Below are 26,325 nucleotides of genomic sequence, written 5' to 3'. Positions count from 1 at the left end.
ATGAAACCTCGTCAGCGACAGGCAGCCATATTGGAGCATCTGCAAAAGCAGGGAAAATGCTCGGTTGAAGAACTGGCCCACTACTTTGACACAACCGGCACGACCATTCGCAAAGACCTGGTCATTCTGGAGAATGCCGGAACCGTCATTCGTACCTATGGCGGCGTGGTATTAAATAAAGACGAATCCGACCCGCCAATCGATCACAAAACGCTAATCAATACGCATAAAAAAGAGCAGATTGCCGAAGCCGCCGTCCGTTTTATTCACGATGGCGACTCGATTATTCTGGATGCGGGCAGCACCGTATTGCAGATGGTGCCGATGCTCACCCGCTTTAGCAACATCACCGTCATGACCAACAGTCTGCACATTGTTAACGCCCTTTCAGAGCTGGACAACGAGCAAACTATCCTGATGCCCGGCGGGACCTTTCGCAAAAAATCTGCGTCATTTCACGGTCAGCTGGCAGAAAACGCCTTTGAGCAGTTCAGCTTTGATAAACTCTTCATGGGCACCGACGGCATTGACCTCAATGCCGGCGTGACCACCTTTAATGAGGTGTTTAGCGTCAGTAAAGCGATGTACAATGCCGCTCGCGAAGTGATTCTGATGGCTGACTCGTCAAAATTTGGGCGCAAAAGCCCCAATGTTGTGTGCAGTCTGGAAAGCGTCGACAAGCTGATTACCGATGCGGGTATCGACCCAGCGTTTCGTCAGGCGCTGGAAGCAAAAGGGATTGAAGTGATCATAACCGGAGAAACCAATGAGTGATGCACTACTGAATGCGGGCCGTCAGACGTTAATGCTGGAGCTACAGGAAGCCAGCCGACTGCCTGAACGACTGGGCGATGATTTTGTCCGCGCCGCCAATACTATCATCCACTGCGAAGGCAAAGTGATTGTCTCCGGGATTGGCAAATCAGGCCATATTGGCAAAAAAATAGCCGCGACCCTCGCCAGTACCGGCACGCCCGCCTTTTTTGTGCATCCGGCTGAAGCGCTGCACGGCGACTTAGGGATGATTGAAAGCCGTGATGTCATGCTGTTTATTTCCTACTCCGGCGGCGCAAAAGAACTGGATCTCATCATTCCGCGCCTGGAAGACAAGTCCGTCGCTCTGCTGGCAATGACCGGAAAACCGACCTCACCGCTGGGTCTGGCAGCCAAAGCCGTGCTGGATATTTCCGTTGAGCGCGAAGCCTGTCCGATGCGCCTGGCACCGACTTCTAGTACCGTGAACACTCTGATGATGGGCGACGCGTTGGCAATCGCCGTGATGCAGGCGCGCGGCTTTAACGAAGAAGATTTTGCCCGCTCGCATCCGGCGGGTGCGCTGGGCGCTCGTCTGTTAAATAAAGTGCATCATCTGATGCGCCGTGACGATGCCATTCCGCAGGTGACGCTCACCACCAGCGTCATGGACGCGATGCTGGAACTAAGCCGTACGGGTCTTGGCCTGGTGGCAGTCTGCGACGACGAGTCGCTGGTGAAAGGCGTCTTTACCGACGGTGACCTGCGCCGCTGGCTGGTTGGCGGCGGAGCGCTCACCACTCAGGTTAGCGAAGCAATGACCCATAATGGCATTACGCTGCAGGCCCAGAGCCGCGCCATTGACGCCAAAGAGATCCTGATGAAGCGCAAAATCACTGCCGCACCGGTGGTTGATGAAAACGGTAAACTCACCGGTGCTATCAACCTGCAGGATTTCTATCAGGCAGGTATTATCTAATCCTTCAGCCCCAGACGTTTCGCCAGCCGGTGCAGGTTGGCGACGTCTGTTTCCAGCGCCCGCGCACTTGCCGCCCAACTGTGATTATTTTGCGCCAACGCCCGGCGGATCATCTCCCGCTGGAATGACTCCGTTGCCTCACGCAGGTTGCGATGCTGCGGGATCTCCGCAACAACCTCCGCCTGGGGAGCCGGGTTTTCATCCTGCAGGGCAAAATGCTGCGCCTCAAGCACCACTTCATCCCCTGCCCTGGTGGCCCTTGCCAGAACAACCGCCCGGTGAATAGCATGTTCCAGCTCGCGCACGTTCCCGGGCCAGCCATAATTCAACAGATGGCTACGTGCGCCGGGACTTAACACCACGCGGGAAAGTCCCAGCCGCAGCCGACATTGTTCGCAAAAATAACCGGCCAGCAGCACCACATCTTCGCCGCGTTCACGAAGGGGCGGTACGGAAAGGGGAAAGACGCTCAGACGGTGGAACAAATCCGCACGGAAATTCCCGGCCAGCACCTCTTCCCGTAAATCACGGTTCGTTGCCGCCAGCACCCGAACATCCACGCGCAGGCTGCGATCGTCACCCACACGCTGAATATCGCCGTACTGCAACACACGTAGCAACTTAGCCTGTAACGCCAGCGAGAGTTCGCCAATCTCATCGAGAAACAGCGTCCCATTGTCAGCCATTTCAAACTTACCGCTACGATTGCTGATAGCCCCGGTAAAGGCGCCTTTTACGTGACCAAACAGCTCACTTTCCGCTACGGTTTCCGGCAACGCCGCGCAGTTCAGATACACCAGCGGATTCACCGCGCGCGGCGAACCTTCATGGATAGCCTTAGCTACCAGCTCCTTCCCGGTCCCCGTTTCGCCGCTAATCAGTACGTTGAGATCGGATCCCGCCACAATCTCAATCTCTTTTTTCAACTGCAGCATATTGGGCGACAGGCCAATCATTTGGGTTTCAGTCACCTGCTCGAAGGCCGTCGACGGGCCCGGCAACATATTCTGGCTTTCCAGTTGTTCAATCAGCAGCGCATTGCTCAGCGCGCCCGCCGCCAGCGCGGCAATCAGCCTAAGTTCTTCATCGCTGAAAACATCGAATTGATCGGGCTCCATGCAATCCAGCGTTAACGCGCCAATCAGATTTTGACCGGCGAACAGCGGTAAGCCAATGCAGGCGTGTACCTTCAGGCTCTCCTGGCCCGGAATCAGCCCATCGTAAGGGTCTGGCAAATCGCTGTCAGCTGGGAAACGAACCACGTCCCCGGCGCGGGCAATCGCCTCCAGACGAGGATGCCCTTCCAGGGTAAAGCGCCTGCCGAGAACGTCCTGCGCCAGCCCATCGATCGCCAGCGGAATAAACTGTCGCGACTCATAGCGCAGCAATGCCGACGCGTCGCACTCCAGCACCTGACGCAAGGTGGTTATCAGGCGTTGAAAACGGTCCTGATGTCCAATACCGCTTTGTAATTCAATGGCGATACCCGCCAGCACGTCTACGGAAAAACTCATGACGACCTCATTGTCATTTTGACAATTCATATTGTCATATTGACAATAAAATGAATAGTCATTTTGACTACCACCTTATAGGCATTAAAAAACAAACCCTTTAAAATCAACAAATAAAAAGTTGGCACGCAACCTGCAATAAGCAAAACATCTTTTTTAGAAAAACGCTGAATTAATTACTGAGGTTGCTATGTCTATTCTGGTTAAAAATAACATTCATTGGGTTGGCCAACGTGACTGGGAAGTTCGTGATTTCCACGGGACTGAATATAAAACGCTGCGCGGTAGCAGCTACAACAGCTATCTCATCCGTGAAGAAAAAAATGTCCTGATCGATACAGTAGACCACAAGTTTAGCCGTGAATTCGTGCAGAACCTGCGCAGTGAAATTGACCTGGCAGATATCGACTACATCATCATTAACCACGCGGAAGAGGACCATGCCGGTGCGCTGACTGAGCTGATGTCCTGCATCCCTGACACCCCAATTTACTGCACAGCCAACGCTATTGACTCTATCAACGGACACCACCACCACCCGGAGTGGAACTTCAACGTGGTGAAAACCGGCGACTCGCTGGACATTGGCAACGGTAAGCAGCTGATCTTCGTTGAAACGCCGATGCTGCACTGGCCTGACAGCATGATGACCTACATGACCGGCGATGCGGTGCTGTTCAGTAACGACGCCTTCGGCCAGCACTACTGTGATGAACGTCTGTTTAACGACGAAGTTGACCAGACCGAACTGTTCGAACAGTGCCAGCGTTACTACGCCAACATCCTGACGCCGTTCAGCCGTCTGGTTACACCGAAAATCACTGAGATTCTCGGCTTCAACCTGCCGGTGGATATGATTGCCACTTCCCACGGCGTGGTATGGCGCGACAACCCGACACAAATCGTTGAAATGTATCTGAAATGGGCGGCTGACTATCAGGAAGACCGTATCACCATTTTCTACGACACCATGTCCAACAACACCCGCATGATGGCGGACGCCATTGCCCAGGGCATCAACGAAGTTGACCCGAACGTGGCGGTGAAAATCTTTAACGTCGCCCGTAGCGACAAAAACGAAGTCCTGACTAACGTCTTCCGCTCTAAAGGCGTGCTGGTTGGTACTTCAACGATGAATAACGTAATGATGCCAAAAATCGCCGGTCTGGTAGAAGAGATGACCGGCCTGCGTTTTCGTAACAAACGCGCCAGCGCCTTTGGTTCACACGGCTGGAGCGGCGGTGCGGTAGACCGTTTGTCCACACGCTTGCAGGATGCCGGTTTCGAGATGTCGCTGAGTCTGAAAGCGAAATGGCGTCCGGATCTGGACGCGCTGGAACTGTGTCGCCAGCATGGCCGTGAAATCGCACGTCAGTGGGCGCTTGCTCCGCTGCCGGAAACAATCGTCAAAACGGCAACCAAAGAGGAAGAGTGCGCCTGTGCCGCTGCGGCTGCCGCTGATCTTGGTCCAAGCATGCAGTGCAGCGTATGCCAGTGGATTTACGACCCGGCAAAAGGTGAACCGCTGCAGGATGTCGCGCCGGGAACACCGTGGAGCGACGTGCCGGATAACTTCCTGTGCCCGGAATGTTCATTAGGTAAAGACGTCTTTGACGTACTGGCAACGGAGGCAAAATGAGCCGCGGAATTGTCATTATTGGTTCGGGCTTCGCCGCCCGCCAGTTAGTCAAAAATATCCGTAAGCAGGATGCAAATGTCCCGCTGACCCTGATTGCTGCGGACAGTATGGATGAGTACAACAAGCCTGATCTCAGCCATGTTATCAGTCAGTCGCAACGTGCAGACGACCTCACCCGCCAGTCGGCGGGGGAGTTTGCCGAACAGTTTAATTTGCGCCTGTTCCCGCACACCTGGGTAACCGACATCGATGCCGATGCTCACGTAGTGAAAAGCCAGGAGCAACAGTGGCCATACGACAAACTGGTGCTGGCTACAGGAGCATCTGCCTTCGTACCGCCGATTACCGGACGTGAGTTAATGCTCACATTGAACAGCCAACAAGAGTATCGCGCCTGTGAAACACAACTGCGTGACGCCCAACGGGTGCTGATTGTCGGCGGCGGCTTGATTGGCAGCGAACTGGCGATGGATTTTTGTCGTGCTGGTAAAGCGGTGACGCTTATCGACAACGCCGCCAGCATTCTGGCTTCGCTGATGCCGCCAGAAGTAAGCAGTCGCTTACAGCATCGTCTGACCGATATGGGCGTACACCTGCTGCTGAAATCGCAGCTTCAGGGGCTGGAGAAAACAGAGTCGGGGATTCGCGCCACGCTCGATCGTAGCCGCAGCGTAGTAGTCGATGCGGTGATCGCCGCTACGGGTCTGCGCCCTGAAACCGCGCTGGCGCGTCGCGCCGGATTGAACATCAATCGTGGCGTCTGCGTCGACAGCTACCTGCAAACCAGCCACCCGGACATTTATGCCCTCGGCGACTGTGCAGAAATTAACGGTCAGGTACTCCCGTTCCTGCAACCGATTCAGCTGAGCGCCATGTATCTGGCGAAAAACCTGCTCGGCGGCAATGCACCATTGAAGTTGCCTGCCATGCTGGTAAAAGTCAAAACGCCGGAATTACCCTTGCATCTGGCTGGGGATACCCAGCGCCGCGATCTGAACTGGCATATTGCCGCCGAAGCGCAAGGGATGGTGGCCAGAGGGATGAACGACGCAGGCCAGCTATGTGCCTTTGTCGTCAGCGAAGACCGCATGAAAGAGGCCTTTGCGCTGCTGAAAACGCTGCCCGTTTAAGTACAGGATACCGTTGCTTGATTTATTAACCTCACGCACATGGATGTGCGTTGCCACTTGTCGGTATGCCCCGACCTGTTGTTCTTGCCCCGCCAGTCCCGGGGCTTTTTTATTTTTGCGCCAACGCCCGCGCCGCGGCAATCACGCCCTGCCCCAACGACAACCCGCCGTCGCCCGCCGGTAAACGCTGCGGGAACAGTAAGGTAAAATCATGCAGATAAAACGCCAGCCGGGCTGACAATAAGCGGTTATGCATCACACCTCCGCTGAATACCAGCGTCTTAATCCTCCGCTCTTCGGCCTGCAAACGCATCAGGGTGGCAAACCCACGCGCCAGCGCGTCGTGAAACGCCCACGCTCTTTCGGCTGGTTTGGCCTGCCAGGTCAGCCATTGCTGCCAAAAAACCGCTAAGTTCAGCTGATTGCCTTCAAGCGGCACCGTGACAGGGTGCTCAACGCCAGCACATTGCGATGCCATCGCCTCCAGCGCGCAGGCCGCCTCACCTTCATAACTCAGCGATTCCGGCGCACATTGAAGCGCGGCGGCAACGGCATCAAACAGCCGTCCGCACGATGACGCCAGCGGTGCGTTAATCCCCCGCTCAATGGCGCGCGCCAGCACGTTCCAGTTTTGATGTTGCAGCACCGATGTTTCCGGGTAGCGCTGCCAGTCAGTAACAAAACGCAGGCACTGCGCGAGCAAATTGCGCCACGGCTGTTTTGCCGCCAGATCGCCCCCCGCCAGCGCTACCGCCGGTAAGCCGCCAAGGTGTTCGCATTCACGATAGTTGACCCGCAAACACTCCCCCCCCACAGCGCGCCGTTTTCCCCCATGCCGATACCGTCTAACGTCAGGGCAATCACGTCGCCACCGTCGAGCGACCAGCCGTGCTCGGCCAGACACGCAGCGGCATGCGCATGGTGATGCAGCACCGTTTCGGTTGGCAGATTCATTTCGCTGGCCCACTGGCTGGAAACATAACCAGGGTGTGCATCATGCACGATACGCTGCGGCGTAAAGTCATAAATGTTCTGGATCAGGCGCAGCGCATCACGCCACTGCTGCTGAATGCCGTCATCGCTGAGATCGCCCAAATGCTGGCTGATAACCGCCTGTTCACCACGCACCAGGCAGAAGGTATTTTTCAGATCTGCGCCCAGGCAAAGCATCGGCGGCACGTCGTGAAATCCTGGCGGCAGCGCCACCGCATCCGGCACGTAACCCCGTGAACGACGCAGCATCTCCCCACTGTCGCGTACCACAGAGTCATCCATCCGCTGCACAATTTCGCGGTTATGCAACAGGAAACCATCGGCAATTTCGTGTAAATCTTCCAGCGCCTGCGCGTTGGTAATAGCGGGCGGTCTGCCGCTGAGATTGCCGGAGGTCATTACCAACGGACACTTCATCTCTTGTAAGAGCAAATGCTGCAACGGATTCGCTGGCAGCATGACGCCCACTTCCGTTAACCCTGGCGCAATGCCCTCGCTCAATGCTGCGATATAGCGTTTCTGCACCAACACGATCGGCGCGGCTGGGGTTGTCAGCAAACGATGAGCGGGTTCAGGCAGTCCGTCATCACCGGGCAGCATCACTGCCAGAGGTTTTGCCGGACGGTGTTTGCGCAGCCTGAGCAGCGCTACGGCGTCATCATTTTGTGCATCGCACACCAGATGAAACCCACCAATCCCTTTAACGGCCACAATACCGCCTGCTTTCAGGCGCGATACTGCCGCCTGCAACGCCTCTTCTTTCTCCGCCCGCTCACCCGCGCTAAACCATTCGAGGTGGGGACCGCATGCCGGACAGGCAACGGGCTGGGCATGGAAGCGACGGTCGTATGGATCACGATACTCTTTATCGCATTGCGCACAGAGTGGGAATGACGCCATCACGGTAAACGGGCGATCGTAGGGCATGGCGCGGATAATCGTAAAGCACGGGCCACAGTGGGTGCAGTTGATAAAGGGATAACGATAGCGGCGTTCACCGGGGGTGTTCATTTCAACCAGACATTCGGGACAGGTCGCGGCATCCGGAACGATTTGCGTATTCATCGTGCCGCCAGCACTTTGCCGAATCGAGAAATCGGCAGGCGGCTGCGTCCAGGCGAACGGTTCGCTCTCAACGCTGTCAATGCGCGCCAGCGGCGGGCAGTGTTGATGCAACTGCGCAATAAACTCTGCCGGATCTTCCTGTATACGCACAACCACACCGTCACCGTCGTTACACACATCGCCATGTAGCTGTAACCGCTGCGCCAGTTGCCAGACGTAGGGGCGAAATCCGACGCCCTGTACCTTACCGCGAATACGCAGCTGTACGCCGGAGTGGTTGTTTATTGTCATGATGAATTCCCGCGGTATTGTATCCCTGAAATGTCCGTTTGCCGGATGGCGGCTTCGCCTTATCCGGCACGTATTTTACGCGGATTTTCAGATATCAGAACAGCAAAGATGCAGTGGAATCCAGCGCCGCGCGACGGCGTTTTTCAGCGCTCAGTTGCTCAAGCTTATTGCGATCCACATAAATCAGCGCGTGAGTCGGGCAGACTTCCATACAGGCAGGGCCGGCCTCACGATGGTGGCACAGGTCGCACTTATTGGCTTCGGCTTTTTCTGCCCGGACGTTCAGACCTGCCCCGCTGTTACGAACAACCGGACGCACGACCACTTCCATTGCGCCATAAGGGCAAGCCACAACGCAGGTTTTACACCCAATGCAGCGCTCCTGCATCACGTGGACAAAGCCTTTATCACGGCTGATTGCACCGTTCGGACAGACGTTAGCGCACGGCGCGTCTTCACACTGGCGGCACAGCGTCGCCGTGGAGACATTAACGCCTTTGATGACGTGAATGCGGGGTAAAAAGGTTTCAGGGGTCAGCGATGCGCAGTCCTGGTTATCCTGATGGGATACCACGCAGGCCACTTCACAGGTACGGCAACCAATGCATTTATTGGCGTCTGCAATGATGAAACGGTTCATCAATTTCTCCAGCAATGACAGATTATCTGCCGAAGCATTCATAAATCGTGCCAGAATTTAATTGACTGTTATTAAAGGTTTTTTATTTTGATGAATGCAGAGAAGCCGTGTCATCGTCACTAGTGACGATGACAAATGACAGCCGTCAGCGCAAAACGAGCGGCGCAACAGAGTCGCGTTGAATGAGTTCACCGGTGAAGGTTTTTGGCGGCGTAAACGCCCCGTCATCCAGCATAAAGATCAGGCGGCCTATCGTTTCCTGGATCATTTCCGTTACCGGGATTTTGACGCTGGAAAGCGCCGGAATAGTGTATGGCGCGATGGCGATATCGTCGAAGCCAATCACCGACACCTGAGCAGGGACGCTCACGCCATGCGCGTGCAACTGCTTTATCGCACCGATCGCCATATCATCATTGCTGGCCACCAGCGCGGTAAAATTGACCTTATGCGAAAGCAAAGTATCGACTCCCGCCGCGCCGCAGGCTGGCGTCCATTTCCCTTTAACAATCAAATCATTATTAAGCGGAATGCCATGATGTGCCAGCGCGTCTTTATAGCCTGAAAGTCGCTCCACGCCGGTAGGCGAATCCATCGAGCCAGTAATAAAGCCAATCTCTTTGTGCCCGGTGGCAATGAGCTGAGTAACGGCGTTAAAACTGGTTTGCTTTTGATCGCACCACACGCAGTGGCTGGTATTTTTCCGCAGCCGCCGATTAAGCACCATAATCGGCTGGGCGTGGGCGTCGATGATATCGTCTATCTCATCCACACTAAGAAAACGCGGATAGATCATAATCGCGTCACAGCGCAGGTCGAGCAGGTACTGGATCGCCTGACGCTCTTCCTCTGCGCTGTGCTTACCGTCAGCCAGCAACAACTGGCGTCCCTTATCTTCCGCCATCCGCGCGGTATGAAACAGCAGTTCGCTGAAATAGACGCCGTGATAAAGGGTGTTAGTTACCACCAGACCCAGCGTCTGCGTAGTTTTCGCTGCCAGACTGCGTGCCAGCAAGTTAGGGCGGTAACCACTCTCTTCAATGGCCTGAAACACGCGGTCTTTGGTTTCCTGGCTGACATAGCCATTCCCGGAAAGCACCCGGGAAACCGTCGCTTTTGACACCCCGGCACGCTTCGCCACCTCCAGCATCGTGGTCATATTACTCATCCCTTTTCTCTCAATGTGACGCAGTGTACTGCACCGTTTCGCCGCTGTCCTTGCTGCTCAATTGCAAACGCTGACATATGGTGATCGGAGTCACAATTATAAAAAACGATCAAAATTAAACCTTGCCCATTACGTGTAATTTAAACATGATTTTGTGGAACCGGTTTCCTATCTGCGTTTCATCAACCCAGAAAAGCGACCAACGTGAACGGATAAAACATAACGTACTCTACTGATAAAACAGGATTAAATCCGATGTCCAAAAATTATGCAGCGCTGGCGCGCTCGGTTGTGACGGCTCTGGGAGGCGTGGACAACATCACAGCAGTGACCCACTGTATGACCCGTTTGCGTTTCGTTATCAAAGATGACTCGCAGGTCGACAGCACGACGCTGAAGACGCTCCCTGGCGTGCTCGGCGTGGTGCGCAGCGATAACCAGTGCCAGGTGATCATCGGCAACACCGTTTCGCAGGCGTATCGCGAGGTAGTCAGCCTGTTACCTGCCAATATGCAACCTGCAGAGCCGCAAACCAAACCTCGGCTGACGCTGAAACGGATTGGCGCGGGGATCCTCGACGCGCTGATCGGCACAATGTCCCCGTTGATCCCGGCCATTATTGGCGGATCAATGCTCAAGCTGCTGGCAATGATCCTCGAAATGACCGGCGTGCTGGTGAAAGGATCGTCCACACTCACCATTCTGACCGTAATCGGCGACGGCGCCTTCTTCTTCCTGCCATTGATGGTCGCCGCCTCAGCAGCCATAAAATTCAAAACCAACATGTCGCTGGCAATCGCCATCGCTGGCGTACTGGTGCATCCCAGCTTCATCGAACTGATGGCGAAGGCCGCGCAGGGTGAGCACGTTGAGTTTGCCCTGATCCCGGTGACGGCGGTGAAATACACCTACACGGTGATCCCGGCGCTGGTCATGACCTGGTGTCTGTCCTACATCGAACGCTGGGTCGATCGCATCACTCCGGCGGTAACCAAAAACTTCCTTAAACCGATGCTAATCGTGCTGATCGCCGCCCCACTCGCCATCGTCATCATTGGCCCGATCGGCATCTGGATCGGTAGTGCAATTTCTGCGTTGGTTTATACCATTCACGGCTATCTCGGCTGGCTGTCGGTGGCCATTGTGGGCGCATTGTGGCCGCTGCTGGTGATGACCGGTATGCACCGCGTCTTCACGCCAACCATTATTCAGACCATTGCCGAAACCGGAAAAGAAGGCATGGTGATGCCGTCGGAAATCGGTGCCAATTTGTCGCTGGGCGGTTCATCGCTGGCAGTGGCATGGAAAACCAAAAACCCGGAACTGCGTCAGACGGCGTTAGCGGCAGCCGCCTCGGCCATCATGGCAGGCATTTCCGAACCCGCGCTGTATGGCGTGGCGATCCGCCTGAAACGCCCACTGATTGCGAGTCTTATCAGCGGCTTTATCTGCGGTGCCGTTGCCGGAATGGCCGGACTGGCGAGCCACTCCATGGCGGCTCCAGGCTTGTTCACCAGCGTACAGTTTTTCGATCCAGCTAATCCGATGACCATCGTTTGGGTGTTTGGCGTGATGGCACTGGCGGTCGTGCTTTCCTTTGTATTAACACTGCTCCTCGGCTTTGAAGATATTCCTGTCGAAGATGCAGCCGCGCAGGCCAGAAAAAACCAGGCCGCGCAACCAGGCAATATCAATAGAGCCAGCATTTGACTGGTATGAACTGAGGTTAACTATGTCTGCTTTTCCGCAAGGATTTTTATGGGGCGGCGCACTGGCCGCCAACCAGTCTGAAGGGGCATACCGGGAAGACGGCAAAGGGCTGACCACCGTCGATATGATCCCCCACGGCACAAACCGCATGGCCGTCAAACTGGGTCAGGAAAAACGCTTTACGCTGCGGGATGACGAATTTTATCCCAGCCATCAGGCAATCGACTTTTATCATCGCTATAAAGAAGATATCGCGCTGATGGCGGAAATGGGGTTTACGGTTTTTCGTACTTCCATTGCCTGGAGCCGTCTCTACCCTAACGGTGACGAGCTAACGCCAAATGAAGAGGGTATCGCGTTTTACCGGGCCGTGTTTGCCGAGTGTAAAAAATACGGTATTGAGCCGTTAGTTACGCTGTGTCACTTCGATGTGCCGATGCATCTGGTCAGCGAGTATGGCTCCTGGCGTAACCGCAAAATGGTGGAGTTCTTTACCCGCTACGCCCGTACCTGCTTCGAGGCCTTTGACGGTCTGGTGAAGTACTGGCTAACGTTCAACGAAATCAACATTATGCTGCACAGCCCTTTTTCTGGCGCCGGACTGGTATTTGAAGAAGGTGAGAATCAGGATCAGGTGAAATATCAGTCCGCCCACCACGAACTGATTGCCAGCGCCCTGGCAACTAAAATTGCCCATGAAATTAATCCGCAAAACCAGGTCGGCTGTATGCTGGCGGGCGGTAATTTTTATCCTTATTCCTGTAAACCGGAAGATGTGTGGACCGCGCTGGAAAAAGACCGCGAAAACCTGTTCTTTATTGATGTGCAGGCGCGCGGGGCTTACCCCGCTTACTCTGCCCGTGTGTTTCGCGAAAAAGGCGTGGTGATAGAAAAAGCGGCGGAAGATGACGATATCCTGAAAAACACCGTCGATTTCGTCTCGTTTAGCTATTACGCATCGCGCTGCGCCTCCGCTGAAATGAATACTGGCAATACCAGCGCCGCTAACGTGGTGAAGTCGCTGCGTAATCCGTACATTGCCGCCAGCGAATGGGGCTGGGGCATCGACCCACTCGGTCTGCGCATCACCATGAATATGATGTATGACCGCTACCAGAAGCCGTTGTTTCTGGTGGAAAACGGGCTGGGGGCGAAAGATGAGATCGATGCTAACGGCGAAATCAATGACGACTATCGCATTAGCTATTTACGCGAGCACATTCGCGCCATGGCAGATGCTATTGAGGATGGCGTGCCGCTGCTGGGCTACACCACCTGGGGCTGTATCGATCTGGTTTCAGCCTCAACCGGTGAGATGAGCAAACGCTACGGTTTTGTGTATGTGGACCGCGATGACGCGGGCAACGGCACGTTAGCGCGTAAACGCAAAAAATCGTTCTGGTGGTATAAGAAAGTGATTGCGAGCAACGGGACCGATCTGGAATAACAATGTTGCCGGATAACGGATGACGCCGCCATCCGGCAACACGTATTATTCAGAATATATATACCCGCTGTCTGTTATCATTTTTATTGTACAACTTTAGGATTTTGCAGCAGCGGCAAAGGCGCTTCGCCCAATGCGTGGACCTGACCAATAATTGTCGCGCTCCGGCCAATCTGTAATGACTCAACATTCGTACTATTATGGGAGCCAAACTGGAACTGAATCACGTTGTTCGTTTTATTATTTTCGTCTTTTAGGCTGACAAGATAAGAATAAGCATTGGAAATACCATTAACCTTACGAATATCAATGACCACGCCCCGCAGCTTCACCCATTCACCAAGATAGTCCTTATTGGCTTTAACAGGATTTAAGGTATAGGGCGCGACAAAATCAGCGACGGACAAGGTTGGCATTGACGCAGCTGATGACTCCCCCGGTTGAAATAATCGGTCTCCCGCAGAGAAGAACGCGTCAGCCGCCGTCTCGCACCCGCTAAGAAGAGAGGAAATAATAATTAAATTTACCAAACGAATACCTGAACGCATAAATAACTCCTGTATATTAATTTCCCATATATTCAAATTCTAAATAATTCGAGTATATAACCTCCCTGAACAACGCCGAAATATAATATATCTCCCGTATTAGTAAAAGAAGAGAATATTCTCCCCCCAGCTATTATCAACTTCTCATCTTTTTCATTATTTGCATTCTATTTTATGGATCTGCCTTCCAGTTTCGGGTTTGCCCTCCCGCCTTTTTACTGGCATTTTATTCAGTAGTTTTCCATCGTTTTATTCGTAACAAGGGAGTGTTTATGTCTGGTAAAAATGGTAATGCCGAAGCGGTTATCAACAAGCCATTACGTCATTTTAAAGTCAGCTATGTCAGAGTACGGCATGAAGATCGCAAAACCGGTTTTACACGACGTATAAGCCGCCATGCTTCACTCACGATGAACGGAGACTGGCTGGAACAGGCGGGGTTCCCAACGGGCACGTCAGTAAAAGTATCGGTTACGCAGGGGAAATTAATTATTGAACAAGCGGGTGAATAGTCTGTTTCGAGGGTGTCGACGTTATCCGGATGGTGGTAATGCGACACACCATCCGGTATTCAGTGCCCTCAGGCTCAGGCTTCCGGTGCCTCTAATTCAGCGAACCCACCGTGTCCTTCCCACCCGGCTAATCGCTGATAGACGGTATCTACCGCATCTTTGATCGGCTGTGTCATCGGGTAGTAAAAACCGACAATATCCGGCTGGATACCAAGGAAAATCACCTCGCCAACGTCGTCTTTCAGCTGATCGACCAGGTAGTTCAGCGGCATGTTGTGGGTGGTCATCATGAACATCTCGGCAATATCATCAGGATCGATAATGCGGATTTCACCAGGATTTAGCCCCATATCGGTGGCATCCACAATCAACAGACGCTGCGGGCGCAACTCGCGGATGGCGACGATGTCGTTTTCCGGCGCGCTACCGCCGTCGATGACAACCCATTGTCCTTGAGGATTTGCAGCACACATTTCGGCCAACAGCGGCCCCGCGCCGTCATCGCCCATCATGCTGTTACCCACACATAATAAAACGTCAGTCACGATGTCTCCTCACCATCAGATAGATGGCGCTTTCCTGGTGGATATCGTGAAGCATGCTAAGCATCAGCTTGCTCCACTCCTGCTGCTGCGGGGTCTGCACGGCACGAGCATCATCGAACGCGCGCGCCAGCATCTGCACATGGTTGAAATCGATGACGATCTCGCCGTACTTCGGCACGCCTTCCATTTTCCGGCGGGCTTCACTGCCTTCGGCAAGCGTGGCAATCCACGCCAGATATTCATCCCACGGGCAGGTTAACGCCGCTTCCAGGCAATCGATGATCCCAAGGTGGTGACCAATCGCCAGGCTGTAATAGACAACCTGCTGCGCCTCAGCGGGCGTTGCATCGTTCTCATCAATAAACTTACGGCTCAGTTGACTGAACACCACCGTTTCACTCATCGGATACGCGCCTCTTCGACAACATGATTAAGATGCGTGACGATCTCGGTCAGACGCGGATCGTTTTCCGCTTCCAGCCAGCGCGCCACCTGATGCTCGCCCTGCCCTAACTGCGTCATATAGTCATCAGCAATCTGGCGACCGTAGCGGTAGCCCGCCAGACGGCGTGCTTCACGATCCACCTTCACGCGCAGCGGCTGAACCATGTCCGGATGCAGAATTTCAGCCGGTTGTTCGTCCAGTTCACCTGGCGCACGCGCGTGAATTTTTTGTTCCAGCAGACCCAGCGCCATTGCAAAACCGTACAGCGTAGCCGCAGGCGTTGGCGGACAGCCAGGAATATACACATCCACCGGTACGATTTTATCCGTGCCACCCCATACGCAGTATAAGTCGTGGAAGATACCGCCGCTGTTACCGCAGGCACCGTAAGAGATACAAATTTTCGGATCTGGCGCAGACTGCCAGGCGCGCAGCGCCGGAGAGCGCATGGCACGCGTTACCGCGCCGGTAAACAGCAGGATATCCGCATGGCGCGGTGACGGTACAACTTTGATACCAAAACGTTCGGCATCAAACAGCGGAGAAAGCGTAGCGAAGATTTCGATTTCACAGCCGTTGCAGCCGCCGCAGTCCACACGGTAAACGTACGCTGAACGCTTGATGCTTTTAAGCAGCGACGCTTTCATGCTGGCAATGGATTCATCCACCGTCATCGGTACCGGAATACCGTTGGCGTCACGTGGGCCTAATAAATTGCTCATCAGCTGGCCTCTTTCATATGGCGAGTCAGTTCAATACGGTCAGACGGCACCAGGCATTTCTGGCGCTTACAATCCGGGCAGGTCTCAAAGCTTTCACGGTGGTTTTCCGCACGGCTGTCACCGTTGTGCTTAAGCAGCGCAATGGCGTAATCGATCTCTTTTTGTACCGCAAACGGGCGGTTACATACGCGGCAATTACACAGCGCAAAGCGGGACTGCTGCAGGAAATCCTCTTTCTTCCACACCGCCAGTTCATACTCCTGCGACAGCTTGATTGCCGCCGTCGGGCAGACTTCTTCGCAGCGGGCGCAGAAGATGCAACGACCGAGATTGAACTGCCACGCCAGCTCATGGGTGACCAGATCGGTTTCTACCGTCAGCGCGTTCGACGGGCACGCATTCACACAGGCCGCACAGCCAATGCACTGCTGCGGATTGTGTTCCGGTTTGCCACGGAAGTTTTTATCGACCGCAATCGGCTCCAGCGGATACGACGATGTCGGCGCCCCGGTTTTGATGACTTTTTTGATAAAGGTAAACATGGCGATTCCTTATTTCAGCGGCGAGTTTTTACGCTCGATGCTGTAGCGCTCAAGTTCTTTGTACGGCACGACTTTGCTCTTCTTCTTACGCACATCGACCACGGTCATACGGTCGGTACAGGAGTAGCAAGGATCGAGGCTACCGATAATCAGCGGGGCATCGGAAACGGTGTTGCCACGCAGCATGTAGCGCAGCGTCGGCCAGTTAGCGTAAGTCGCCGCGCGACAGCGCCAGCGATACAGTTTCTGGTTGTCGCCAGTCATACTCCAGTGGATGTCATCCCCGCGCGGCGCTTCAGCAAAGCCCAGCGCAAAGCGGTGTGGAATGTAGGTAAAACCTTCCACAGCCAGCGGGCCGCCTGGCAGGTTGTCCAGACCAAAGTCGATCATATTCAGTGCGGTGTAGACTTCATTGATACGGACTTTCAGACGAGAAATAACGTCGCAACCCTGCTCACTGTGAACTTCCATCGGCAGCAGACCATAGCCCACAAACGGGTGATCGGCGCGGGTGTCACGCGCATGGCCGCTGGCGCGTACCATCGGGCCGACGTTACTGAAGTCACGGGCAATCTCCGGATCCAGACGACCAATACCTACGGTACGCTGTTCCATGTTCGGCGTGCTGAGCAGCATATCGACCAGTTCCTGCACGTCACGACGCATCTGCTGCGCCAGTTGACGGGTCTGGATCATATCCTCTTTCAACAGATCACGACGAATACCGCCGATCAGGTTCAGACCGTAAGTTTTACGTGCCCCGGTGAGGATCTCCGCCATCTTCATGGAGGTTTCACGCACGCGGAAGAACTGCATAAAGCCGGAGTCAAAACCGGTAAAGTGACAGGCCAGGCCGAGGTTCAGCAGGTGCGAGTGCAGGCGTTCAACTTCCAGCAGAATGGCGCGGATCATCTGCGCACGTTCCGGCACGACGATGCCCATCGCGTTCTCGACGGAGGTGGTATAGGCGGTGCTGTGCGCAAAGCCGCAAATGCCGCACACGCGGTCGGACAAGAAGGTCACTTCGTTGTAACCCATGCGGGTTTCCGCCAGCTTCTCCATGCCGCGGTGGACATAGAACAGACGGTAGTCGGCGTCGATGATGTTCTCGCCGTCAACAAACAGACGGAAGTGACCGGGTTCATCAGAGGTGACGTGCAGTGGGCCAATCGGCACTACATTATTTTTCTTGTCTCCCAGTTCGTTGATGAACTCGTAGGTTTCAGCATCGGTAGTCGGCGCGGGGCGCTGGCGATAATCCATGCTGTCTTTACGCAGCGGGTAGAGTTCGTCCGGCCAGTCATCCGGCAGTACCAGACGACGCTCATCGGGCAAACCAACCGGGATCAAACCGTACATATCGCGCACTTCGCGCTCGCCCCAGACCGCAGCAGGCACGCGCGGCGTGACGGACGGGAACTCCAGCTTATTGGCATCGACCTCAACGCGCACGGTAATCCAGCACTTGGTTCCCTGCTCCATCGACAGCACGTAGTAAACGGCATAATGACCGCACAGCTGACGTTCGTCGTTACCAAACAGCACGGACAACCAGCCGCCCTGTTTGTAGTACAGGAACTCCACCACTTCCGGCAGGTAGTTCACCTTGACGGTGATCGTCAGCTGATCTTTGGTCTGCCAGGCTTCATCCAGCACGACGCCCGGGAAGGCCTGGTGCAGCGCCGCGAGATATTGTTGACCTAATTTTTCTTCAGACATGCTCAAACTCTCTTAAATCACGCCACCAGCAAGGAGACGAACGCTAAAAACGCAAACCCAAAACCGGCCCAGGTCACGCGTGAAGTGGCGCAAAAACGCAGACGCGCCATGCTGTTTTCGAACAGGGCGATGACCAGCACGCCGAGAACCAGTTTGACGACGGCAATCACCAGCGCCAGCAGCAGCCCACCCGAGGCGAAGGTTTCCATCTGTCCCCACGGCAGGAACACGCCAACGAACATTTGCAGAACGACCAGTTGCTTAAGGCTAATGCCCCATTTCAGCACCGCAAAACCGCTGCCGCTGTATTCGGTCAATGGACCTTCCTGCAGCTCCTGCTCTGCCTCTGCCAGATCGAACGGCAGTTTGCCCATTTCGATAAAGGTGGCGAAAGCACAGGCGCACAGCGCCAGAATCAACGGAATGCTGCGTGCAGCTGGCCAGTGATAAATGGTATCGGCGATATTGCTGATATGCGTTGAGCCAGCAACCTGCGCCGCAACCCACAGACCCAGCAGCAGGATAGGTTCAACCAGCACGCCGAGCATCGCTTCGCGGCTGGCGCCAATAGCGGTAAACGGGCTACCGGTATCCAGGCCCGCGATAGAGAAGAAGAAGCGGGCGATGGCGAACAGGTAAATTAAGGTGATCAGATCGCCCAGTTGCGGCAGTGGTGAGCCAACGGTCACTATCGGCAACGCGGTGGCGATAGTCAGCATCACACCCACCATCACAAACGGCGTCAGGCGGAAAACCCAACTGGAATCTGCAGGCGCAATGCTCTGACGGCCCAGCAGTTTGATGATGTCGCGGTATTCCTGCAAAACGCCCGGACCGCGGCGATTGTGCAAACGCGCACGTGCCACGCGGGTAATACCGGACAGAAGCGGCGCAACGGCAAACAGCACCAGCGCCTGAATTAACGGATATAAAACACTCATTCTCAGGCTCCTCGTGAAACCACAATCACCACCAGTACCGCCAGCTCAATCAGCGCCAGGCGACGGAACAGCACCGGTGCAGCCGCATTCTGCCAGCCCGGAACCAGTGATACCGGATTCAGCCATTTGCGCAGTTTGAGTACCGGCGCAAAGGCTTCTTTCACCGGCATGGCAAAACCGTGTGCGGTAATGACCATTGACTGCTCGTGATCGTAACCACACACCCATGCCGCACCGCGTGAACGCGATGGCAGACGGTTGCCTTTGAAAATCGCCATGATGATGAACGGCAACAGCGGACATGCGATCAGCAGCAGCGTGGTCATTGGCTGAGAAACGGTGGTGTTCGCGGTTTCCAGCGGCAGCGGAACGGCAGCGGAGATCATCGGCAGCAGCCACGGCGCAGCAACGCCCCCAATCACGCAGCAGATAGCCAACGCGACTACGCTAACGCCCATCAGAATTGGCGCGCAGCAGGCATTTTCAGCTTCCTTCGTGCGCGGTGCGCCAAGGAACGTAACGCCATAGACTTTCGCCATACACATCACCGCCAGCGCGCCGGTAATCGCCAGTCCCACCGCCAGCAACGGTCCTAACAGACGACCGACAAAAGCACCACTGTTGCCAAGCTTAAAGAAGGACTGGTAGATAACCCACTCACCGGCAAAACCGTTCAGCGGCGGCAGTGCGGCCATCGCCATCAGGCCAACCAGCATCGCCAGAGAGATAACCGGCATACGTTTACCGATACCGCCCAGTTTTTCGATATCACGATGACCGGTACGGAACCAGATGCTGCCTGCGCCCAGGAACAGAACGCTTTTGAACAGGCTGTGGTTTACCAGGTGGTACAGACCGCCGGTCAAACCCAGCGCAATCAGCGCAGGTTGATTCAGGGAAATTCCGGTTACGCCAGCGCCCAGACCCAGCAGAATAATGCCGATGTTTTCCAGCGTGTGGTATGCCAGCAGACGCTGAATGTTGTGTTCCATCAGTGCATACAGACCGCCGACAAACGCGGTGATCATTCCCAGCACCAGCAGCGTAATGCCCCACCACAGCGGCGCGTTACCGCCCAGCAGCGACAGGGAGAGAATACCCAGCAGCCCCACCTTCATGACGACGGTAGAGAACAGAGCCGCAGCCGGTGCGCTGGCGTTGGCGTGTGCCTGTGGCACCCATCCGTGCAGCGGAATAATCCCGGCCAGCAGGCCAAAACCCGCCACGCCCAGCAGCCAGATATCAGACCCGAGCGGCAGCTCCTGTGCGCGCAGGTCAAGCAGGCGCAGCTCCAGGGTGCCGTAGCGTTGCCACACCAGGTAGCAGGCAATAGCCAGCAGCAGCGTGCCGACGCGGCCCAGCGCAAACCACAGTTTGCCCTCTTTGCTGCAGCCGGTGAGGAACACGGCACACAGCGCCATGATTTCCGCCATCACCACCAGCGTTCCGAGGTTGCTGGCAACCACCGCACATACCGCCGCGGCCATCAGCAGATTCACCAGCAGCCCGTTGGCTTTTACCTGCGGATGACGATGCCAGTCAATGTTGTACAGGCTGACAAACAGGCCGCACAGGCCCAGCGTAATCAGCCAGATAGCGTTCAACGGGGTAATTTGCACACTGTGACCAATAAACGGCATCACACCGCTTAAAGCCAGTGCATTAACCAGTACGGTGAAACCCGCAGCCGCCGTACACAGGCTGCCAACCGCACCGCCAACCCCGGCAATCCAGCCGCTCAGCGGTTTGTGAAATGAAAACAGAAATGCCAGAACCGCAGCCGCCGTAAACCAGGCTACGCCGCTGTTAATCAGTGAAATTGCGCTCATTTTGCATCCCCACTCTGAGCCTGCTGAAACAAGGTGAGATCGCCGAAGTCGGTATTAAAAGTCAGCTCACGCTTACGTTTGCTGGCGCGGGCAATATCCACGTTACTCACCAGGTGCAGGGCTTTGGTCGGGCACATGCGTACGCAGGCCGGACCAAGCTCGTCAAAACTGCACAGATCGCATTTCACCGCGATGGCACGAATACCCGGAACCCAGTCCAGCAACGTGCTCACGCGGGCAGGCGCTGGCGGAGCCGGAGGCGCTTTTGGCGTATTGGCGTTTGCCGGGATATGCAGCGGACGGCTACCGGAAAACTCAATCGCGCCAAACGGACAGGCGATCCCGCACAGTTTGCAGCTTACACACAGGCTTTCATTCAGCTGCACGGCACCATCAACGCGATTAATCGCATTAACCGGACAAACGGTGGCGCAAGGCGCATCTTCGCAATGATGGCAAAGCTGCGGGGCGGATTCTTTTTCATTTAACATCACTTTCAGGCGCGGCATTGACTGCAGGCCATGCTGGCGATGTGTCTCTGAGCAGGCGGCTTCACAGGTGTGGCAGCCGATGCAAAGAGTGGAGTCAGCAATTACAAAACGATTCACCAGGCATTCCTCAGGTGATAGTCATTTTTGACGAAAACATGTCTGGAAAATGTCATTTCGACATTTTTCGACATGCCCATTCCCTAAACGTCGTGACGCAGTATGAAAGTGCATCATGACAAAAGTGGGCACACCCAAGGCTTAAGCCGGGCTATGTCCCTCAATCAGCTGGCTTAAATTCACCGGCATATTGTTTTCAACCGCGGTATAGAGGCTGTCGTAGACGGTGGCGATTTTTTCGAGATAGTGCTCCAGCACCTGCTCGCGATCGCGGTTGCTGATACGCTCATCAACCTTACCGTCGATGGTCAACTCAGCCTGTGCAATCAGTTGCTTATCATCACCGTCTTTCGTTTCAACGTAGTACTCGATGGTGTGGCTGTTAAAGCCGTCCGCCAGCGTGACGTAGATAGTGAAGTGTTCAAAAAGGACGAAGCAGAGATCCTTGTCCGGTGCGCAGCTCATTGCATGATGCAAACGCGCTTTTGACAGGGTGATCCCCTGAACCAGCGAGTTGCAGTAAATACGCCACTGGTCCTGTAGGCGACGATGCCGTTCAGCGATGTAATCGGCTTTTTCGCTTATTTCCCAAATAGTCATGTCAGGTTACCCGTTTAGCAGAGATGAACAGCTTTAAGCACATTTCATGCCAAAATTAAAAACTTTAATTTTCATATAGATAAAAAATCAAAGAGCGGTGACGACATGTCATTTCGTCATCGTCGTCATTGTCACGATCGAAAAAATTCAAGCTGGCATGTTTATTGCTTTTAATACGGCAACTTCATAGGAGGCGGTATGCACGAAATAACCCTCTGCCAACGGGCACTGGAATTGATTGAACAACAGGCCACGCAATACGGTGCTCAACGAGTAACTGGGGTCTGGCTCAAAATTGGCGCATTTTCTTGCGTAGAAACCAGCGCTCTCGCCTTTTGTTTTGATCTGGTATGCCGCGGGACCCTTGCAGAAGGTTGTAAACTCCACCTCGAAGAACAAGAAGCCGAATGTTGGTGCGAATCTTGTCAGCAATACGTCACCTTACTGACGCAACGCGTGCGCAGATGTCCGCAATGCAACAGCGATATGCTGAGAATTGTGGCCGATGACGGCTTACAGATTCGACGTATTGAAATAGATGAAACTCCAGCGTCGGATGCCGACGCCTAAGCGTCATCATCCGGCAACTGAAGTATCGCAAGTAATAAGATCAGGAGTGAGCGATGTGTACGACATGTGGTTGCGCTGAAGGCAACCTTTATATAGAGGGTGATGAGCATAATCCCCACTCGGCGTTTCGCAGCGCGCCATTTGCCCCAGCGGCTCGTCCGGCGCTGAATATTACCGGGGTGAAGACCTCCAGTTTCACACCGAGCCAGACCGAAGAAGGCGATTTGCATTACGGTCACGGTGAAGCAGGCACCCACGCGCCTGGCATGAGTCAGCGCCGAATGCTGGAAGTGGAAATTGACGTGCTGGATAAAAACAACCGTCTGGCCGAGCGCAACCGCGCACGCTTTGCTGCCCGTCAACATCTGGTATTAAACCTTGTCTCAAGCCCAGGCTCCGGTAAAACCACGCTGCTGACCGAAACGCTGATGAAGCTCAAAGACAGCGTGCCTTGCGCCGTCATTGAAGGCGACCAGCAGACGGTTAACGATGCCGCCCGTATTCGCGCCACAGGTACGCCCGCCATCCAGGTCAACACCGGTAAAGGTTGCCACCTTGACGCACAAATGATTGCTGACGCCGCGCCACGTTTGCCGCTTGAAGACAACGGCATCCTGTTCATTGAAAACGTCGGGAACCTGGTTTGCCCGGCTAGCTTCGACCTCGGCGAACGCCATAAAGTGGCGGTGCTTTCCGTCACCGAAGGCGAAGACAAGCCGCTGAAATACCCGCATATGTTTGCCGCCGCGTCGCTGATGCTGCTCAACAAAGTAGACCTACTGCCGTACCTCAATTTTGACGTAGAAAAGTGCATCGCCAGCGCCCGGGAAGTGAACCCGGAAATTGAGATTATCCTGATTTCCGCCACCAGTGGCGAAGGCATGGACCAATGGCTCTCCTGGCTGGAGACGCAGCGATGTGCATAGGTGTTCCGGGTCAAATCCGCACCATTGATGGCAACCAGGCCAAAGTCGACGTTTGCGGTATTCAGCGCGACGTCGACCTGACGCTGGTCGGAAGCTGCGATGAACACGGTCAACCCCGTCTGGGCCAGTGGGTACTGGTCCACGTCGGCTTTGCCATGAGCATCATTAATGAAGCTGAAGCGCGCGACACGCTCGACGCGCTACAAAACATGTTTGACGTTGAGCCGGATGTCGGCGCGTTGTTGTATGGCGAGGAAAAATAATGCGTTTTGTTGACGAATACCGCGCACCAGAACAGGTGATGCAGTTGATAGAGCACCTGTGTGAACGTGCCGCACACCTCCCCTACACTGCTGAACGTCCGCTGCGCATCATGGAAGTGTGTGGTGGTCATACCCACGCTATCTTCAAGTTCGGTCTCGACCAATTGTTGCCCGACAACGTCGAGTTTATTCATGGCCCGGGCTGCCCGGTTTGCGTTCTGCCGATGGGCAGAATCGACAGCTGTGTGGAAATCGCCAGCCATCCGGAAGTGATTTTTTGCACCTTTGGCGATGCGATGCGCGTTCCGGGTAAACAAGGTTCTTTGCTACAAGCCAAAGCGCGCGGCGCGGATATCCGCATCGTCTATTCACCGATGGATGCGCTGAAGCTGGCGCAGGAAAACCCAACGCGTAAGGTTGTGTTCTTTGGCCTGGGTTTTGAAACCACAATGCCAACCACCGCCATCACTCTTCAGCAGGCAAAACAGCGTGACGTGCAGAACTTTTACTTTTTCTGCCAACACATCACGCTTATCCCTACGCTGCGCAGCCTGCTGGAACAGCCGGACAACGGCATCGACGCCTTCTTAGCCCCGGGCCATGTCAGCATGGTGATTGGCACCGATGCCTATAATTTCATTGCTGCAGATTTCCATCGTCCGTTGGTGGTCGCCGGTTTCGAACCGCTCGATCTGTTGCAGGGCGTGGTGATGTTGATTGAACAGAAGATTGCCGCGCATAGCCAGGTTGAAAACCAGTATCGCCGCGTGGTGCCGGACGCCGGTAACCTGCTAGCGCAACAGGCCATCGCCGAAGTGTTCTGCGTCAATGGCGATAGCGAATGGCGAGGTCTGGGCGTCATTGAATCCTCTGGCGTTCACCTGACGCCAGACTATCAGCGCTTTGATGCCGAAGCGCATTTCCAGCCAGCGCCGCAGCAGGTGTATGACGATCCGCGCGCGCGTTGCGGCGAGGTATTGACCGGCAGATGCAAACCGCATCAGTGCCCGCTATTTGGCAAAACCTGTAACCCGGAGACCGCGTTTGGCGCCCTGATGGTCTCCTCAGAAGGCGCATGTGCCGCCTGGTATCAGTATCGTCAGCAGGAGTGTGAAGCATGAACAGCGTACAACTCGCCCACGGTAGCGGCGGTCAGGCTATGCAGCAGTTGATCAACAGTCTGTTTATGGAGGCTTTTGCTAATCCGTGGCTGGCGGAACAAGAAGATCAGGCCCGTCTGGACCTGGCACAACTGGTTGCAGAAGGCGATCGTCTGGCGTTTTCAACCGACAGCTATGTTATCGATCCGTTGTTCTTCCCGGGTGGCAATATCGGCAAGCTGGCCATCTGCGGTACGGCTAACGACGTGGCGGTCAGCGGCGCGATCCCTCGCTACCTCTCCTGCGGTTTTATCCTCGAAGAGGGTTTGCCGATGGAGACGTTGAAAACCGTCGTCAACAGTATGGCGGCGACCGCGCGTGAAGCAGGCATCGCCATCGTGACCGGCGATACCAAAGTCGTGCAGCGCGGCGCTGCAGACAAGCTGTTCATCAACACGGCCGGAATGGGGGCGATCCCCGCCAACATTCACTGGGGCGCACAGACCCTCGGCCCAGGCGATGTGCTGCTGGTCAGCGGTACGCTTGGCGATCACGGCGCAACTATCCTTAACCTGCGCGAACAGCTGGGTCTTGATGGCGAACTGGTCAGCGACTGCGCGGTATTGACACCGCTTATCCAGACGCTGCGTGATATTCCCGGCGTGAAGGCGCTGCGTGACGCGACCCGTGGCGGCGTGAATGCGGTAACGCATGAGTTTGCCGCCTCATGCGGGTTTGGTATTGAGCTGTCTGAAGCGGCCCTGCCCATGAAGCCCGCGGTGCGTGGCGTTTGCGAACTGCTGGGTCTGGATGCGCTTAACTTTGCTAACGAAGGCAAGCTGGTGATTGCCGTTGAGCGTCAGGCTGCTGAAACGGTGCTTGCCGCGCTGCGCGCACATCCGTTAGGACGCGATGCCGCAATGATTGGTGAAGTGGTAGAGCGCAAAGGTGTGCGTCTTGCCGGACTCTACGGCGTGAAACGCACTCTCGATTTACCACACGCCGAACCATTACCTCGTATATGCTAACAGCCGGTTGGCAGCAAGCTGTAGGCCGGGTAAGACGCATTTGCGTCGACATCCGGCCTTAACGCTGCAATATCACCTGATGGCGTTTTGCCGATCGG

25 protein-coding genes and 1 pseudogene are annotated in these 26,325 nt (G+C 55.0%); 12 read left to right on the top strand and 14 right to left on the bottom strand.

Annotation, left to right across the window (positions count from 1 at the left end):
• Both srlR and gutQ read left to right on the top strand, forming a co-directional pair.
• Positions 1-774, top strand: a complete 774-nt coding sequence (srlR, locus tag OGV38_RS16740; RefSeq protein WP_286474094.1) for a glucitol operon DNA-binding transcriptional repressor SrlR — start codon at positions 1-3, stop codon at positions 772-774.
• Positions 767-1,732 (top strand): arabinose-5-phosphate isomerase GutQ, encoded by a 966-nt coding sequence (gene gutQ, locus OGV38_RS16735; RefSeq protein WP_016157311.1) that lies wholly within the window; start codon positions 767-769, stop codon positions 1,730-1,732. The genes srlR and gutQ overlap by 8 nt, the downstream gene beginning before the upstream one ends.
• On the opposite strand, the gene norR is transcribed toward gutQ, so the two are convergent.
• Entirely contained in the window at positions 1,729-3,246 is a 1,518-nt protein-coding gene (norR, locus tag OGV38_RS16730) for a nitric oxide reductase transcriptional regulator NorR (protein WP_153646964.1), read from the bottom strand. The two genes, gutQ and norR, sit on opposite strands and share 4 nt — an antisense overlap.
• Before the next feature lie 190 nt (positions 3,247-3,436).
• Here norR and norV point away from each other — a divergent pair, with 190 nt between their 5' ends.
• Both norV and norW read left to right on the top strand, forming a co-directional pair.
• A complete protein-coding gene (norV, locus tag OGV38_RS16725; protein ID WP_016154175.1) occupies positions 3,437-4,885 on the top strand; it encodes an anaerobic nitric oxide reductase flavorubredoxin in 1,449 nt (482 codons plus the stop codon).
• The gene (gene norW, locus OGV38_RS16720; protein WP_155574316.1) at positions 4,882-6,015 is read left to right on the top strand and encodes an NADH:flavorubredoxin reductase NorW; all 1,134 of its coding nucleotides are present in this window, start codon (positions 4,882-4,884) and stop codon (positions 6,013-6,015) included. Before norV ends, norW begins: the two co-directional genes overlap by 4 nt.
• Before the next feature lie 109 nt (positions 6,016-6,124).
• Here norW and hypF read toward each other — a convergent pair.
• The 3 genes and pseudogenes from hypF to OGV38_RS16705 form a co-directional block, all read right to left on the bottom strand.
• A pseudogene (gene hypF, locus OGV38_RS16715) lies at positions 6,125-8,364 on the bottom strand (carbamoyltransferase HypF).
• A gap of 94 nt (positions 8,365-8,458) precedes the next feature.
• On the bottom strand, positions 8,459-9,004 hold the full coding sequence (gene hydN / locus OGV38_RS16710) for an electron transport protein HydN (protein ID WP_003037366.1): 546 nt from the start codon (positions 9,002-9,004) through the stop codon (positions 8,459-8,461).
• A gap of 145 nt (positions 9,005-9,149) precedes the next feature.
• Positions 9,150-10,163: a LacI family DNA-binding transcriptional regulator gene (locus OGV38_RS16705; RefSeq protein WP_269517920.1), complete on the bottom strand. Its 1,014-nt coding sequence runs from the start codon at positions 10,161-10,163 to the stop codon at positions 9,150-9,152.
• Between the two features lie 264 nt (positions 10,164-10,427).
• On the opposite strand from OGV38_RS16705, the gene ascF reads away from it, so the two are divergent.
• Together ascF and OGV38_RS16695 are read left to right on the top strand one after the other, a co-directional pair.
• Positions 10,428-11,882, top strand: a complete 1,455-nt coding sequence (gene ascF / locus OGV38_RS16700; RefSeq protein WP_286474091.1) for a PTS cellobiose/arbutin/salicin transporter subunit IIBC — start codon at positions 10,428-10,430, stop codon at positions 11,880-11,882.
• A 22-nt stretch (positions 11,883-11,904) separates the two neighbouring features.
• A complete protein-coding gene (locus tag OGV38_RS16695; RefSeq protein WP_019077542.1) occupies positions 11,905-13,329 on the top strand; it encodes a 6-phospho-beta-glucosidase in 1,425 nt (474 codons plus the stop codon).
• 83 nt (positions 13,330-13,412) lie between these two features.
• Here OGV38_RS16695 and OGV38_RS16690 read toward each other — a convergent pair whose 3' ends face one another.
• Entirely contained in the window at positions 13,413-13,877 is a 465-nt protein-coding gene (locus OGV38_RS16690) for an OB-fold putative lipoprotein (protein ID WP_016157319.1), read from the bottom strand.
• 272 nt (positions 13,878-14,149) lie between these two features.
• Between OGV38_RS16690 and OGV38_RS16685 the strand changes: the two genes are divergently transcribed.
• Positions 14,150-14,389 (top strand): SymE family type I addiction module toxin, encoded by a 240-nt coding sequence (locus OGV38_RS16685; protein ID WP_016154182.1) that lies wholly within the window; start codon positions 14,150-14,152, stop codon positions 14,387-14,389.
• Between the two features lie 74 nt (positions 14,390-14,463).
• On the opposite strand, the gene hycI is transcribed toward OGV38_RS16685, so the two are convergent.
• From hycI to hycA, 9 genes are all read right to left on the bottom strand, one after another.
• Positions 14,464-14,934 carry a hydrogenase maturation peptidase HycI gene (gene hycI / locus OGV38_RS16680; protein WP_016154183.1) on the bottom strand — a complete coding sequence of 157 codons (471 nt, stop codon included), beginning with the start codon at positions 14,932-14,934 and terminating at the stop codon, positions 14,464-14,466.
• Positions 14,927-15,337, bottom strand: coding sequence for a formate hydrogenlyase maturation HycH family protein (locus OGV38_RS16675; RefSeq protein ID WP_003037385.1), 411 nt, complete (start codon positions 15,335-15,337; stop codon positions 14,927-14,929). The genes hycI and OGV38_RS16675 overlap by 8 nt, the downstream gene beginning before the upstream one ends.
• Complete coding sequence (gene hycG, locus OGV38_RS16670; protein ID WP_003037388.1) at positions 15,334-16,101, bottom strand: formate hydrogenlyase subunit HycG; 768 nt, start codon at positions 16,099-16,101, stop codon at positions 15,334-15,336. The genes OGV38_RS16675 and hycG overlap by 4 nt, the downstream gene beginning before the upstream one ends.
• Positions 16,101-16,643: a formate hydrogenlyase subunit HycF gene (hycF, locus tag OGV38_RS16665; RefSeq protein ID WP_016154185.1), complete on the bottom strand. Its 543-nt coding sequence runs from the start codon at positions 16,641-16,643 to the stop codon at positions 16,101-16,103. The genes hycG and hycF overlap by 1 nt, the downstream gene beginning before the upstream one ends.
• 9 nt (positions 16,644-16,652) lie before the next feature.
• The gene (gene hycE, locus OGV38_RS16660) at positions 16,653-18,362 is read right to left on the bottom strand and encodes a formate hydrogenlyase subunit HycE (RefSeq protein WP_016154186.1); all 1,710 of its coding nucleotides are present in this window, start codon (positions 18,360-18,362) and stop codon (positions 16,653-16,655) included.
• Positions 18,363-18,379: 17 nt separating this feature from the next.
• Positions 18,380-19,303 (bottom strand): respiratory chain complex I subunit 1 family protein, encoded by a 924-nt coding sequence (locus tag OGV38_RS16655; RefSeq protein ID WP_269517927.1) that lies wholly within the window; start codon positions 19,301-19,303, stop codon positions 18,380-18,382.
• Positions 19,304-19,305: 2 nt separating this feature from the next.
• Positions 19,306-21,132 carry a formate hydrogenlyase subunit 3 gene (gene hycC, locus OGV38_RS16650; protein ID WP_286474085.1) on the bottom strand — a complete coding sequence of 609 codons (1,827 nt, stop codon included), beginning with the start codon at positions 21,130-21,132 and terminating at the stop codon, positions 19,306-19,308.
• Positions 21,129-21,740, bottom strand: coding sequence for a formate hydrogenlyase subunit HycB (gene hycB / locus OGV38_RS16645; RefSeq protein ID WP_016154189.1), 612 nt, complete (start codon positions 21,738-21,740; stop codon positions 21,129-21,131). Before hycB ends, hycC begins: the two co-directional genes overlap by 4 nt.
• A gap of 141 nt (positions 21,741-21,881) precedes the next feature.
• Positions 21,882-22,340, bottom strand: coding sequence for a formate hydrogenlyase regulator HycA (gene hycA, locus OGV38_RS16640; protein ID WP_016154190.1), 459 nt, complete (start codon positions 22,338-22,340; stop codon positions 21,882-21,884).
• Positions 22,341-22,538: 198 nt separating this feature from the next.
• Here hycA and hypA point away from each other — a divergent pair, with 198 nt between their 5' ends.
• From hypA to hypE, 5 genes are read left to right on the top strand one after another with little or no spacing between them, the layout of a single operon-like run.
• Positions 22,539-22,910: a hydrogenase maturation nickel metallochaperone HypA gene (gene hypA / locus OGV38_RS16635; protein ID WP_019077546.1), complete on the top strand. Its 372-nt coding sequence runs from the start codon at positions 22,539-22,541 to the stop codon at positions 22,908-22,910.
• A gap of 53 nt (positions 22,911-22,963) precedes the next feature.
• Positions 22,964-23,836, top strand: coding sequence for a hydrogenase nickel incorporation protein HypB (hypB, locus tag OGV38_RS16630; protein WP_016154192.1), 873 nt, complete (start codon positions 22,964-22,966; stop codon positions 23,834-23,836).
• Positions 23,827-24,099: a hydrogenase 3 maturation protein HypC gene (gene hypC / locus OGV38_RS16625; protein WP_003037411.1), complete on the top strand. Its 273-nt coding sequence runs from the start codon at positions 23,827-23,829 to the stop codon at positions 24,097-24,099. Before hypB ends, hypC begins: the two co-directional genes overlap by 10 nt.
• Positions 24,099-25,220, top strand: a complete 1,122-nt coding sequence (gene hypD / locus OGV38_RS16620; protein WP_016154193.1) for a hydrogenase formation protein HypD — start codon at positions 24,099-24,101, stop codon at positions 25,218-25,220. The genes hypC and hypD overlap by 1 nt, the downstream gene beginning before the upstream one ends.
• Positions 25,217-26,227, top strand: a complete 1,011-nt coding sequence (gene hypE, locus OGV38_RS16615; RefSeq protein WP_286474081.1) for a hydrogenase maturation carbamoyl dehydratase HypE — start codon at positions 25,217-25,219, stop codon at positions 26,225-26,227. Before hypD ends, hypE begins: the two co-directional genes overlap by 4 nt.
• The last annotated feature ends 98 nt before the right edge of the window (positions 26,228-26,325 follow it).

This window comes from Citrobacter sp. Cb080, from assembly GCF_030334745.1.
Lineage (GTDB): Bacteria > Pseudomonadota > Gammaproteobacteria > Enterobacterales > Enterobacteriaceae > Citrobacter > Citrobacter braakii.
Note: the sequence above shows the minus strand (reverse complement) of the source record. Positions and strands in the feature narration are given on the sequence as shown.